General features: G+C 42.6%; 10 protein-coding genes and 1 tRNA gene. 10 read left to right on the forward strand and 1 reads right to left on the reverse strand.

Annotated features, from left to right (window positions below; genetic code table 11):
- Nucleotides 1-374: 374 nt before the first annotated feature.
- The 9 genes from G496_RS0112805 (at nucleotide 375) to G496_RS0112845 (ending at nucleotide 13,845) form a co-directional block, all read left to right on the forward strand.
- On the forward strand, nucleotides 375-1,391 hold the full coding sequence (locus G496_RS0112805; protein WP_027179624.1) for an ABC transporter substrate-binding protein: 1,017 nt from the start codon (nucleotides 375-377) through the stop codon (nucleotides 1,389-1,391).
- Entirely contained in the window at nucleotides 1,388-2,089 is a 702-nt protein-coding gene (locus G496_RS0112810; protein WP_027179625.1) for a GTP-binding protein, read from the forward strand. Before G496_RS0112805 ends, G496_RS0112810 begins: the two co-directional genes overlap by 4 nt.
- The gene (locus G496_RS19735) at nucleotides 2,079-2,849 is read left to right on the forward strand and encodes an ATP-binding cassette domain-containing protein (RefSeq protein ID WP_051295032.1); all 771 of its coding nucleotides are present in this window, start codon (nucleotides 2,079-2,081) and stop codon (nucleotides 2,847-2,849) included. The genes G496_RS0112810 and G496_RS19735 overlap by 11 nt, the downstream gene beginning before the upstream one ends.
- Before the next feature lie 218 nt (nucleotides 2,850-3,067).
- Nucleotides 3,068-6,325, forward strand: a complete 3,258-nt coding sequence (locus G496_RS0112820; RefSeq protein ID WP_027179626.1) for a S8 family serine peptidase — start codon at nucleotides 3,068-3,070, stop codon at nucleotides 6,323-6,325.
- Between the two features lie 183 nt (nucleotides 6,326-6,508).
- A complete protein-coding gene (locus tag G496_RS0112825; RefSeq protein WP_027179627.1) occupies nucleotides 6,509-7,567 on the forward strand; it encodes an extracellular solute-binding protein in 1,059 nt (352 codons plus the stop codon).
- Nucleotides 7,568-7,643: 76 nt separating this feature from the next.
- The gene (locus G496_RS0112830) at nucleotides 7,644-8,726 is read left to right on the forward strand and encodes an ABC transporter ATP-binding protein (RefSeq protein WP_027179628.1); all 1,083 of its coding nucleotides are present in this window, start codon (nucleotides 7,644-7,646) and stop codon (nucleotides 8,724-8,726) included.
- An 18-nt stretch (nucleotides 8,727-8,744) separates the two neighbouring features.
- Nucleotides 8,745-9,578: an ABC transporter permease gene (locus tag G496_RS0112835; RefSeq protein ID WP_034633253.1), complete on the forward strand. Its 834-nt coding sequence runs from the start codon at nucleotides 8,745-8,747 to the stop codon at nucleotides 9,576-9,578.
- On the forward strand, nucleotides 9,578-10,432 hold the full coding sequence (locus tag G496_RS0112840; protein ID WP_027179630.1) for an ABC transporter permease: 855 nt from the start codon (nucleotides 9,578-9,580) through the stop codon (nucleotides 10,430-10,432). Before G496_RS0112835 ends, G496_RS0112840 begins: the two co-directional genes overlap by 1 nt.
- Before the next feature lie 272 nt (nucleotides 10,433-10,704).
- Nucleotides 10,705-13,845 carry an HD domain-containing phosphohydrolase gene (locus tag G496_RS0112845; RefSeq protein ID WP_169725762.1) on the forward strand — a complete coding sequence of 1,047 codons (3,141 nt, stop codon included), beginning with the start codon at nucleotides 10,705-10,707 and terminating at the stop codon, nucleotides 13,843-13,845.
- A gap of 13 nt (nucleotides 13,846-13,858) precedes the next feature.
- On the opposite strand, the gene G496_RS20945 is transcribed toward G496_RS0112845, so the two are convergent.
- The gene (locus tag G496_RS20945; protein WP_027179632.1) at nucleotides 13,859-14,095 is read right to left on the reverse strand and encodes a hypothetical protein; all 237 of its coding nucleotides are present in this window, start codon (nucleotides 14,093-14,095) and stop codon (nucleotides 13,859-13,861) included.
- A 13-nt stretch (nucleotides 14,096-14,108) separates the two neighbouring features.
- Here G496_RS20945 and G496_RS0112855 point away from each other — a divergent pair.
- Nucleotides 14,109-14,184, forward strand: a tRNA-Ala gene (locus G496_RS0112855).
- Nucleotides 14,185-14,203: the final 19 nt, after the last annotated feature.

Genomic DNA, 14,203 nt, shown 5'->3' on the forward strand with positions numbered 1-14,203 from the left:
ATTGTTGTTTAGGATGTTTTTAAAATATCATAATAATCAGAACCGGCAAATATCAAAAACAGTCTAAGTTTGTTTATATTAAATATTTATGTGGTGATTACAGCCCGTCATTAATGTTCTTAATACGCCATTTGTAATTAACAGTAGCAGATCGTTTATTCGATCGCACGACTTAATGAAACACAATGCTAAGTTTCAGGCTTATTGTGTCAGCTTAATTCTGTTGAGGCTTGTTTCCTTTCAGAAATAGTCTTAGCCTTTATGGCATAAGTGTTGCTTTTAATTTAAAAGTCAACGTTTTTATAGAAAATTTGCTACAATATTGTATTAAAATTCAAAAATGTCGGATTCTACACCGCAAAAAAGGGAAAATTATGAAGACTCTCGATAAATTGATGGCTTCGGTTATAGAGTCCGGGCAACAGGATACTCCTGACCCCGCAGACCTTGATCTGCTCCTTTATTCTCCATGCCCGGTCAAGCTGGCAGTTAAAGAACGGCTTGACGCTGTAATCAAGGCTTATGAAGAGGAGAATGATCCAATAAAAATTCATATCCCCATGGGTTGCACTTCTGTGGACCCTTTTGATCCTCTGCATTACGAAAGTGATCCGGACAAACTTCCTTCAATCATTGCTTCAATCGGTTTTGGTGATTTTTTCCGCAAAGGATTTTCAGATAAATTTGTAAAGACCGGGCTTTTTGAAGCTGTTCTGCCTGAAAAAGTCACCCCGCTGCATGAAAAGGCCGGGATAGTTGATCCTAAAGGTCATTACACCGTCTATGCCCTGACCCCTTATATTTTCATGGTTGATAAGCAGCGCCTCGGTGATACTCCTCCGCCTGAAAAGTGGGCCGATCTGCTGGACCCCAAGTATCGCGGCCAGATCAACATGTGCGGAGACGGTGATGATATGGCTGATGCCGTACTTATGCTGATTTATAAGGATTTTGGTATGGAAGGCATCAAAAAGCTTGCCGCCAATGCCAACGGTCTTATGCACTCTTCAAGAATGGGAAAATCAGGCGGAGCAGAGAAGGGCGGAGGCATCTATATTCTTCCGTATTTTTTTGCAGAAACATCCAAACAGCCTGAGTATATGGAAGTTATCTGGCCCAAAGACGGTACGGCCGCAAGTCCCATATATTTTCTGGCCAAAAAGGACGCCCGGCCCCGGATCGACAAAATTTTAGAGTTTTTCATCAAAGGATTCGGAGAGATTCCCAGCGCGCAATGGTTTCTGCCGTTAGGTGGACCGCTTCCACCAACCCATGCTCCTGAAAATACAATTAAATGGGTTGGATGGGACTTTATTTATGATAATGATATAACTGTATTGCGTGATGAATTGAACGGAACTTTCAGAAAGCTTGTCAAGGAGACATTTTGAGACTTGTAACTGTTGCCGGACCTCCTTCATGCGGTAAAACGTCTATATTGACCAAAGCCTGCTCTGATCTTCTTGCTAAGGGAATTTCATGCGCTGTAGTCAAATTCGACTGCCTGCAGACTAAGGATGACGATATTTATGCGAGGGCCGGTATTCCTTCAACTGCTGTGCTTTCCGGCGGTCTTTGTCCTGATCATTTTTTTGCCACTAATCTGGAAGAAGCTTTCAGCTGGGCAGAAGGGACAAATGCCGAGTGCTGTATTATCGAGACTGCAGGACTCTGCAATCGCTGCTCTCCGCACATGCGCGGAGTGCTGGGAATTTGCGTTATTGATAACCTTATGGGCATTGAGGCTCCTAAAAAAATAGGCCCTATGCTTAAGCTGGCAGACCTTGTACTGGTGACCAAAGGTGATCTTGTTTCACAGGCTGAACGCGAGGTTTATCGGCATCGCATCCGTCAGATGAACAAGAAAGCGGTTATAAGAAATATTAACGGACTTACCGGACAGGGATGCCGTGACCTTGCAACTGTTTTGAGCATGGCTCCGGATATAAAAACAGTAACTGAAATGCGGCTGCGTTTTGCAATGCCTGCTGCGGTCTGCTCTTATTGTCTTAGTGAAACAAGAATCGGTAACAGATATCAGAAGGGCAATGTGAAAAAAGCTGTTTTCGGAGGTTCTGATGCACGGTGATTTTTTAAGTCTCAATAGCCTTACTGTTATTGCCGGGCAGGATAAATCAGGTAATGCCGAAGGAAATGACATTGTTTTTTCGCCCGGAGAAATAACAGCCCTTCTGGGACCAACGGGCTCCGGCAAAAGTAGGTTCCTGTATGATATTGAATCCCTTGCTGATTGCGATACTCCATCAATGAGGACTGTACTTCTTGATGGAGTAAAGCCTGACCCCGACAGCCGTTTCGAGTTGCAGGGCCGGCTTGTTGCCCAGCTTACTCAGAATATGAATTTTGTTCTGGATATGGGGGTTTATGATTTTATCTGCACTCATGCGGAAAGCAGAAGTGTTGACGATCCTGAGGAGACCGCCTGCAAAGTTCTTGCAGCTGCAAATGAACTGGCCGGGGAGAATTTTGAACGTGAAACCCAGCTTACTCAGCTTTCCGGGGGACAATCCAGAGCCCTTATGATTGCTGATGCTGCGCTTTTAAGCTGGTCTCCTATTCTGCTGATTGATGAAATTGAAAATGCCGGTGTTGATAAAATCAGGGCCTTGGAGCTGCTTGTCAAAAGCGATAAAATTGTTGTCATTGCCACTCATGATCCCGTCCTTGCCCTTTCAGCCGACCGTAGACTGGTTATTGAAAACGGAGCGGTAAGGGATATCATGCATCGTTCCGAAGCTGAAGAGAACCTCCTGAAAAAGCTTGAAGCAATGGAGAGTGAATATTCAAAAATTCGTTCTAAACTCAGGAAAGGTGAGTCTTTGGAGTAATTTTAATATAGTTTATAACTAGTTCTGTACTTCATATAGTACGGCTGATAACCGCCGGATAGCAGAGACCTGATAACAGGCCCGCTATCCGGTTTTTATTATTTGAAATATTAATAAAGATGATATAGTTTTCCATTCAATTATGGTGCTGGTTATATCTTTGTAATAAGTGTGGCTGCCCGGCAGTCAGCTAAAACATAAAAAAAGGGTGGTTTTTAATGTTCAGTGCTGGAAAGATTAAAAATTTTATTTTTTTAGTTGTTTTTTGTGCCGGGCTGATAATCCCCGCCAGCATTTTTGCGCAGGGAGCAGATTCAGGCTCCCCGAGACTTTTTTTGAATGGCAGAAGTTTTGATCCTCTTGATGGCGCATCCGGTTCTGTTATCTTTAAAAGCCCTGCCAATGAGACCTCCAAATCTGTGAATAAAGAAACCGGTAGTTCGGATAATTCATATTATATAGTTCAGTTTTCAGGTCCGGTTAAAGCTGAGTGGAAGCAGGCTCTAACCGATATCGGAGCTGTTATTTTTGATTATATTCCGCAATATGCGTTTATAATCAGCGCCGATGAAAGTGCTGAAGGTGAAATTGAAACTCTGGATTTCGTCCGTTGGATTGGAGAGTATGAACCTGAGCTTACTCTGACAAATAATGCATATGACATTACCCCCGAGGAACTTCAGAAACAGGATAGTTACGCAAAACTCAGGATAATAGCTTTCCCGGATGTCGATGTGGATTCATTGGTCGATGAAATTATTTCTCGTGGAGCAATTGTTGATAGTGACAGTTCTTCAGAGCGAAGTGTTGTTATAGACATCAGAATACCAATGAAAAATATTGAAGGGCTTAAAGCGATAAGCGGAATTAAAAGTATTGAAAAACAGCCCTCGCATCACATCAATAATAATATTTCAACCGGGATTATTAGACTCCGTTCAGCTCAGGAGATAGAGTGGCCTGTTTCCGGCGGTAATTTATATGGTGAAGGACAGATTCTGGCTATATGTGATACCGGGCTTGATACCGGTAACACAGCTAATATGCATCTGGATTTTAGTGACGGAAACAGTGGGTCAAGAGTTGTCGGATATGATGTCAATAGTGGTGCAAGTTCAGTCGATTATGCCGGGCATGGAACCCATGTCGCGGGTATTGCCGTCGGCAATGGAATGCGCTCCGGTTCCGAACCGTCCAACAACTATTTTCCTGATACATGTTTTGCCGGTGCTGCCCCGAAGGCAGAGCTTTATTTTACTGCAATGGCCGATGTAAACGGTAATCTTGCGGGTATTCCAGCTAATCTTGCCAATTTATTTCAGCCTTCTTACGATGCCGGAGCAAGAGTTTGCTCCAACAGCTGGGGAAGTTCCGGTATGGGCGGATACAGCAGTGAATGCAGAGACGTTGACCTGTTTATGTGGAATCACAAAGATTATCTCGTTCTTTTTGCTGCCGGGAACGCAGGCAGAGATAAAGACATGAATGGCATAATCGATCCCTACAGCAGTGACACTCCTGCCAGTGCAAAAAATTGTCTCAGTGTCGGTGCCAGCGAATCTTACCGTATGGGGGAATCGGAAGGCTATGCAAGTGACAGCTGGGGAACTTTCAGAACTTATGGGGAACCAGTTAAATCTGACCTTACTTCAGACAAACCTTATGGCATTGCAGCCTTTTCTTCCCGCGGTCCGACAATTGACGGCAGATTCAAGCCTGACGTTGTGGCTCCGGGAACCAATATACTTTCTACAAAGAGTTCAGCTACATCCGGACAGGGATGGGGCGCATATAATGACTATTACCAGTGGATGGGAGGAACCAGCATGTCTACTCCACTGGTTGCCGGAACAGCGGTCATCATGCGTGAATATTTAATGAAAGAAGAGGGATTTGCTGATCCCAGTGCGGCGCTTGTCAAGGCAGCTCTTTTAAACGGAGCGGAATCTCTGGTTCCGGGGCAGTATGGTGAGAGTAATGAGCAGGAAGTTCTTTCAATGCCTGATAATTCTCAGGGGCATGGTAGGGTTGATTTCGAATCATCTGTGAATGCTGATAGTGATTTTAAGATTTATTATTACGACATAGATACCGAAGCTCCTGCTGATAGCAGTTATTCAAAAACTTTTCAGTTTACTGTTGGCAGCAGTCAGAAACCGTTTAAAGCCACGCTTGACTGGACAGACTATCCGGGATCGGAGGTCTCGTTAGGAGGACTTGTAAATGATCTTGATCTTAGAATTAAGAAACCTGACAATACCTGGGTTTACCCTAACAATGCCCGTGACCTGGGAACAATAGTCAGGGAGATGTATGTAAATACTGCTACTGGCTTTTACTCCGCTGACAAGATTGCCCTTTCCATAGACCCATCCTCTTTTACTTCATATCCTGTAACTCTCGAATCAGTAGGTCTTGCTTTCAGTAATGATGAAAGTATCGCTTCTCCCGTTTCTGTTGTCGTCTATAGTTATTCCAACGGGACTGTCGGCAGAGAACTCTTTAGAAAAGATTATGCTTATATACCGACTGGTGAGACAGCTGTTCCGGTTGGTATCGTTATCAATGAAGGAAATATTCTTATCTCAGTTGAAAAAAGTAACGAGAATCTTGGAATCTACGTTGGAGCAGACAGCGGCAAGGGATTAGCTTATGAGTCCGATGCCTGGACCACGGTGCCGATTACTCCGGCAATTATGGGATTTTTCAGATTAAACGCACCTTCATCAGATTTTGACCGTGTAAATAACGTTGTCTCTGTGGAAATACCTGAGCCGGAAGTTGGAACCTATACAGTTGAAGTGAGCGCACATAATATTCCCAAGGGACCACAACCGTATGCTCTTGTTGTGAGTGCTCTGGCAGATGAACCTTCTATAAGTGATGACGTTGAGTTGAATCCTTCTCAGGTAAATTCTCCGATAGCAACTTTACTGACAGAAAACTGCTACCCGAACGATGTCAGCACAGTGAACTCTAATTACGGCACATCTCTGACAACTGTTTACGGAGATGAGGCTTACTTTGAGGTTCAGACAACGGTAAACAGCACCATCAGTGTCAGGTATGCAGTAACTGACCTGCCGGAACTGACTCCGAAGTGGTTAAAACTCGCCAGACTTTTTGATAACGGAACTAATAAATTGTTCAATTATGCCGAGTTTGAAGATTATTCTGACGGCAACTGGTGGTTGACCGACATTAGCGGACGATTCATCAACCCGGTTGAAACTCTCGACAGGGATTCCACATATTATGTGGTTTCAGTTTTAAAAGATAACGGTGAGTATGACTCCGATAGAACTTTTGGAACCATTGAGGACCCGCAGATTCTGGGACTTAGCTCGTCATCCGGCAGTTCAGGCGGCTGTGTCATCGGATATGGTCATGATTATGGAACCGCAATGCTTATAATTATAGCGGTTGTTTCACTGCTGCTGCGTGGAATCGCCTTTAGAAGAAAAAGAAATTTATAATTTTTGATTGTACTTAATGGATATTCAGGCCGGCGAAGTTTTCGCCGGCCTTTTTTATTATGAATTGTAGCATGAACGTAGCCTTATTGTGACATTGCTCTGTTGTTTAAACCAGTTGGCAGAAGTAAATGATGAAATTATCAATTTCGGCCGTTTACTAATAACACTATGGAGTTTCTCTCAATGAAAAGGTTAATGTTTCTTATTCTACTGGTAATGGTGGCATGGGCGGGATCAGCTCAGGCCGAAACTTTAAAACTGCTGACATGGAAAGGATACGCCCCGCAAAAAGTTGTGGATGCTTTTGAAAAGGAAACAGGTATCAACGTCGAGGTTACATATTCAAACAATGAAGAAATGATTGCAAAACTGAGAGCTACCCGCGGAGCAGGTTTTGATCTGGCTCAGCCTTCTCAGGATAGAATTTCTTCTGTTCAGGCCAAGTATAAAATTTATCAGCCTTTTGATTATTCCAAAATTGATTCAGGACTTTTTATCCCCTCAATGCTTGCTGCGGTTAAAAAGAATACCCTTGTAAAGGGAAGCTCCTACGCCGTGCCTTTTTGCTGGGGAACCTCCGGTCTTGTTGTCAACAGTTCCAAAGCTCCTGAAGCTGCATCATTTAAATCTCTAATTGACCCCAAGTATAAAGGACGCATCAGTTACCGCCTTAAAAGACCTACCCTGATAGCTATGGGATTTGCTCTCGGATACAATCCTTTTGAACTCTACAGCCGTCCGGAAGCTTACAAGTCGATGCTGGATAACATTGCTGAAACACTTATCAAGGCTAAACCACTTGTTAAAAATTACTGGGCCAATGGTGACTCCCTTCTTGAGTCCATGCGCTCAGGTGAAGTTTATGTAGCCATGGCCTGGGATAATGGCGGCTGGAAACTTCATGCCGATAACAGCGATATTGACTTCAAAGCTCCTGTTGAAGGTGCTTTAGGCTGGATAGACACCTTTGCAATTCCTGCCAAAGCCAAAAATGTTTCTGCCGCTTATAAATGGGTTAATTTTATGATGCGTCCTGAAAATGCAGGATACTTTACCTCTCAGGAAAAATGCGCCACCGCCTCTATCGGAGCTATCAAGTATACTGATAAAAAAGTAGCTGCCAACTTTTCACGCTCATTCCCCCAGTCTGTAATTGATCAGATCAACTGGTATCCTCCTGTTCCTTCTAAAATTGAAAGCATGGAAGGAAAAGTACTCGATAAAATTAAAGCTGCCGACTAAAGCGGCTCCCACATGTTGTAATATAGGCCGGAAATATTATGTTCCGGCCTTAATCTTTTAAAGAGACCGGCTGTAAATGAATAATGATCTCTCAATACGCGCATTGCTAAAGACTTTCGGTGAGTTTCAGGCTGTGGATAATGTCTCGTTTGATGTTCCTCAGGGTTCTTTCTTTTCAATACTCGGTCCTTCCGGGTGTGGAAAGACCACACTTCTAAGGATGATTTCCGGATTTGAGGAGCCGACTTCAGGGGATATTGAAATCCGGGGCAAAAGTATGCTTGGAGTCCCTCCGAACAAACGTCCTGTCAATCTTGTTTTTCAGCACCTGGCCTTGTTCCCAATGATGGATGTTGCTGAAAATATCGGTTTTGGATTAAAGCGTCGCGGATTTAAATCTGCGGTTATAAAATCTAAAATTGAAGCTGTTCTGGAAAGGGTGGGGCTGCCCGGTTACGGTTTAAAACAGGTCAGCCAGCTTTCAGGAGGGCAGCGGCAGCGGGTAGCTATCGCCCGTTGTCTGGTTCTGGAGCCATCGGTTCTGCTTCTGGATGAACCACTTGGAGCTCTTGATCTTAAACTGAGGGAGCAAATGAAAGTTGAATTGAAAAAGTTGCAGTCCAAAGTCGGAACAACTTTTGTTTATATAACCCATGATCAGTCCGAAGCACTTGTTATGTCCGACAAAGTTGCTGTTATGAATAAAGGATGCTTTGAACAGGTTGGTTCACCTAAAGATTTATATGGAAACCCGGAAACTCCATTTGTTGCCCGTTTTGTGGGTGAGAATAACCGCTGGGAAGTCACAATTATAGACAGTTGTGAAAATAAAGTAACTGTGGCTACTCCGGAGGGATACACCTTTAATATAAGGTCGCAGCACGGTTTTATAAAAGGGGAAAAGGCGGACTTGTTCTTGAGGCCGGAAGCAATGCTGATTGAACCGGATCAAACCTCGGAAATGAATATTTTCAGGGTAACCGTTAAAAGTATTCTCTTTGATGGAGCCAACAGTCGTTTACTGACAGTAACAGGGAATGATCGCGAGCTTATAGTAAGCCTGCCCCAGAATCGCCAGTTTGATTATATTGAACCCGGTCATAATATTTCAGTTGGCTGGCTCCCTGATTCAGGGGTGTGCTTCAAGGCGGAGGTCTAGGTGAAGAATTTCAGGATAATGTTCTGGGTATTTTTAACTCCTGTGCTGTGCTGGTTGTTACTGCTTATTGTCCTACCTCATCTCGATCTGCTGACCATGAGTTTCAGAGGTGAAAACGATTACGGAGATATGGTCTGGACTCTCCAGAATTACAAAAACTTTTTTACGGAGCCAATCTACTGGTTTACCTTTGTTCGAACCGCCGGCTATGCAGTTATTACAACCGTTATCTGTCTTGTGCTTGCTCTGCCTGTTTCCTTTTATATAGCGAAACTGGCCAGACCCGGAATCAGGGGAACTTTGATGGTCCTCTTGCTTCTGCCGTTCTGGGTCAGCGAACTTGTAAGGGTTTATGGATGGATGATTCTTTTGCGGGAATCTGGGGTCATCAATTTTATATTGCTCAAGGCAGGGCTTATAAATTCTCCTATAGAGATGCTCTACAATGATGCAACTATGATTATGGGGCTTGTTTACACCTCAATGCTTTTTATGATTGTCCCGCTGGTTTCCGTCATGGAAAGCCTTGATAACAGTTTAATTGAAGCGGCGTGTGATCTTGGTGCCGGAAAGCTGGCTATATGGCGAAAGATAATAATTCCACACTGTAAACCCGGAATAACTTCAGGATGTATAGTTGTTTTTATGCTGGCTCTTGGGAATTACCTGACCCCGAATCTGATGGGCGGTAAGAACTCCTTGTGGTTTACGGAGCAGATTTACAATCAGTTTATTGCCAGCTTCAACTGGAATCAGGGAGCCGCCTTCGGTTTTCTGCTTTTGCTCCTTAGCTCACTTATTATCTGGGTCGGGCTTAAACTGACCGGACAGAAACTGGGGGAGGTTGCCTGATGATTCGTTCTTTACCCCGGAGTAAAGCCTATTGCCGCTCTTTTAATTTTTTCATAATTCTTTATTTTGTTTTCCTTTTTGCCCCGCTGGTAATTACCTGTATACTTGCTTTTAATAATTCTGATTTTCCCTATCTTCCGTGGCAGGGATTCACCACAGACTGGTTTGTTTCAGCTGGTCCTGAAAGGATAGGGTTGTTTCAGGATTCGAGTATGATGAGGTCCATCCTGACGAGTTTTGAAACCGCGGCATGTGTTTCAATTCTCTGTGTGGTTGTAGGTACCTGCGCCAGCTTTTTATTTGAAAAAGAAAATTTCAGATTCAAAGGGATTCTTTATTTTCTGATGCTGGCGCCATTGGTTATTCCGGGAGTCATTCTTGGTATTTCACTTTTATTTGCTTCAAATACTGCCGGAACATTTTTTGAGGATAATCTTGGTCTTGATATAGGACTTTTTCGTCCCAGCTTCTGGCTCGTTGTCTTGGGGCAGTTTTCATTTATTACAACATTTGTAACGCTTGTAGTCTCTGCAAGACTGCGTAAATTTGACCATTCTTATGAAGAAGCAGCTCTTAATCTTGGGGCCACTGAATTTCAGGTGATACGTTATGTAACTTTACGTTTTTTAAGACCGGCTATTACAGGAGCAGGTGCTGTTGCATTTCTGATGAGTTTTGAAAATTTTAATACAACTTTATTTCTTGTCGGTTCTGAACCTACTCTTCCAATAAATCTGTATCTACAGGTTAGAGATGGTAGTACTCCTGTTATAAATGCAGTTTCACTGATGTTGATTTTAGGTACTTCTATTGTTGCTCTTGCCAATTTATATCTTTGTAGAAAGACTGACTGAATAAAAAATATCATTATTATTTTTATGAGAAATTCCCCGCATGTGCAGATTTGTTTATGACTGTATATGTGGGGATTCCCTTTTTATTAATCTTATTATTTTCTTGTTATACAGCTGCTATATATGTAATGAATTACCAGATATTTTTTTGCTTTTACAACAAATTTTCTTTTCGAAAGGCTGCTTGTTCATTTTTATGTAATGCTTGTATGTTTTAGTTGTAAGGTACGGTAATGTTTAATATATTGCGAGATAAAACGGTTTCTCTCCGAGTGACAGTCCTGTCAATGTTTCTGCTTGTCGTCTGCATTACCGTAAGCCTTGTGCTCGGATTGCAGTTTTATTTCAGTTGTGACCTTGCCAAAACAGCAGCGGAAAAATCCTTTCTTGGTATTTCTGAAAAAGTAAGCGAGAGAATTCATGCTCTGGATAGACAGAGTGCTAATATAGTCAATATGCTGGGCAGTATTGACTCCATAGAAGATTTTTCTGATTCATTTCAGAACTGCGTTTCTCTCCCTCTGCTTTCGTCAGCAATGAAAGACGCTCCTAATTATTATGCGGTTTACATAGGGTGTGATAATGGCGATTTTTTTGAAGTTATAAACCTTGAGAGTTCTGAAAGTGTGCGCCGGGAGATTGGGGCTGCTCCTGTTGACCGCTGGGTTGCCATCAGAATTTATAAAGAGAATGGTAAAAGAATAAAAGTCACATCGTTTATTGATGCCGACATGAAAGTCAGATTCAGCACCAAAGAAGCCGGAATCTATGATCCGAGCACAAGACCGTGGTTTCTTCAGGCTGCCGCATCGAAAGGAATAATCAAAACCAGCCCGTATATGTTTTCCTACCTGCACTCACCCGGAGTGACCTATGCCAGAGCTGTAAACAATGGTCATAAGGTTGTTGCTGTGGATATTTCTTTAGCCAGCATGACCAGATTTTTAAAAAATCAGAGGCTTATACCCAATAGTAAAGTATTTTTATTTCAAGAAAATGGCGATGTTACCGCTGAAGCAGCCGAAGTTAAAATTAAGGCTGAGAAAATAAGCAGAGTTAATATCGATTTAAATGCTGAAGAAAAAGAGTTCCTTGCAAAAACAACAACGATTACTGCTTCAAATGAATTAAACTGGCCTCCATTTGACTTTGCCATGCGTGGCAGCCCAAGAGGATATTCCATTGATCTGCTTAATCTTCTGGCTGGTAAAATAGGGCTTAAAGTTAAGTATGTTAACGGATTTGACTGGGATACTCTGGTAAAACTATTTCAGAAAGGAGAACTGGACCTTCTGCATTCGCTGTTTGATTCACCTGAGCGGCAGAAAATGGGAATTTTTACACCGGAATATCTACGCATGCCCCAGATTGCTGTAACCAAAAAAGGGGTGACAGTTAAATCCCTTGCCGAGCTGAAAGGTAAGAAGGTTGCCATTCCTAAAGGCTGGGCTACAGCCAAATTTTTGAAAAAGAATTATCCTGATATCAGGCTGCATTATGTAAAGACATCTCTGGACGCTTTAAAAGCGGTAATGGCTGGTAAAGCTTATGCCACTGTTGATAGTGCGCCTGTCTTCAAGTTCCTGCAATCCGCATATTTTTTGAAAAGCCTTAAGCTCGGTCCAATACTTCCTGAGCTTAATGTTGATGGTGGGGAAGGACTCCATTTTCTGGTTCGTCCTGAAAAAGCTGTACTGGCTGGCCTGCTGACGAAGGTCATGAATCTTTTAACTGATGAAGATTATAAGAAGCTGGACGAGAAATGGCTGTCTTTCAGTATGGGGACGGAAAAATCAAATTTATCCACTCAGATGGGCTCGGTTCCTTACCCGGAATTTTTGACAATGACTAAAGATGTCGGGTTGAGAGGGCGTCTTAAGACAATAAAGCTGGATGGTAAAAAACATTTTGTCTATGTTTCCCGCCTTCAATCTTTATACGGGCATGATGAATATCTTGGATTTATAGTTCCTTTGTCTTCAACCCTGAAGCCTTATATGGAAAAAGTCCGCTTCTCAGTTATAGCTACCCTGTGTCTTCTTATATTCTTCCTTCCGCTGGTAATGTTCATAGCCAGACTAATTGTGAATCCAATAAAAGCTCTGATGGGCGAGAGTATAAAGGTCAAAGAAAGACGTTATAATGAAGTTGTACCTGTCAGCAGCAATATTACTGAAATAGTTGATTTGTCGGCACACATGGTAGCCATGTCTGAATCCATAAGCGAATATGAAAACGCTACACATGAGCTGATGGATTCTTTTATACGGCTGATTGCCACAGCTATTGACCATAAATCTCCCTATACAGGAGGTCATTGCGAACGTGTGCCGGAGCTTGCCATGATGATTGGCAAGGCCGCAAACGAGAATTCCGATGAGGCTTTTGCCGGTTTTAATCTCTCCACGGATGATGAGTGGCGTGAATTTCGCGTTGCAGCCTGGTTGCATGATTGTGGTAAAGTCACAACCCCGGAATATATAGTTGATAAAGCGACCAAGCTTGAAACGATCTACAACCGTATCCATGAAATTCGTATGAGATTTGAAGTCCTGCTGAGGGATGCCGAAGTAGATTACTGGCGGGATCGTTGCGTGACTGATTCCGATGTTCTTGATTTGAGAAAAACACTTCTCGAAAAACAGCAGGAAATACGGGATGATTTTGCGTTCATTGCTGAATGCAATGAAGGCAGCGAGTTTATGGATAATGAGAAAATTGAACGTATTCATAAAATTTCCGAGAAAACTTGGGTCAGATATCTTGATGACAGACTTGGCCTCGGGCATCTGGAAAAGCTCAGGTATCCTGCGGATGAGCCGGAACTTCCGCACGAGGAAAAATTACTTTCCGATAGGCCTGAACATATTATAGAAAGATTTGATTCTGCTGTAAAAACAGGCAGTGAAGGCCGATTTGCGATGAAGCCGCCCGAAAATATGTATAATCTTGGTGAAGTCTATAACCTGTGCATACAAAAGGGTACACTGACACCGGAAGACCGCTATAAAATTAATGAACATATCATTGCCACTATTGTGATGCTTGAGGAGCTTCCTTATCCGTCTAATCTAACCAAAATTCCTGAATACGCCGGAGCTCACCATGAAACTCTTGCCGGAACTGGTTATCCTAGAAAGTTGAAAGGCGATCAGATCTCAATGCCGGGAAGGATTCTCGCCTTGTCAGATGTTTTTGAAGCGCTTACTGCAAGCGATCGTCCATATAAAAAGGCTAAATCATTGAGCGAAGCTCTCGATATTATGATCCTTATGGTCAAAGACCAGCATCTGGATGCTGATGTTTTCAGACTGTTCCTTGAAACGGGAATCTATAAGGAATATACAATGAAATTTCTTGCGCCGGAACAGATTGATCAAGTAGATATTAATAAATATCTTAAGGAACTATGATAGATAGTCGATTTTAATAATTACCGGTTGAGATTGCCTTGAAGTTATAACCGTAATGGCTTTTGGAAGGTCCGGTGATATGGACCTGCATCTGATCTTTTAAATTAAGATACACCAGATCAGACTGTTTGAAAGTGGCAAAAATACTCTGCTCAAGAAGTTCTCTCGATATATTGATGGACCAAAGTAGAAAATTGATGGTTATCAAATTAAAATTGTTGACATGTTGAGCTGTATTTAATAAATCCATTTCCACACAAAGCGGGGCTGTAGCTCAGTTGGGAGAGCGCTTGAATGGCATTCAAGAGGCCGTGGGTTCAATTCCCTCCAGCTCCACCAGATATTTCAAGGACTTAGA

Origin of the sequence: Maridesulfovibrio bastinii DSM 16055 (genome assembly GCF_000429985.1) — a bacterium.
Classification (GTDB): Bacteria; Desulfobacterota; Desulfovibrionia; order Desulfovibrionales; family Desulfovibrionaceae; genus Maridesulfovibrio; species Maridesulfovibrio bastinii.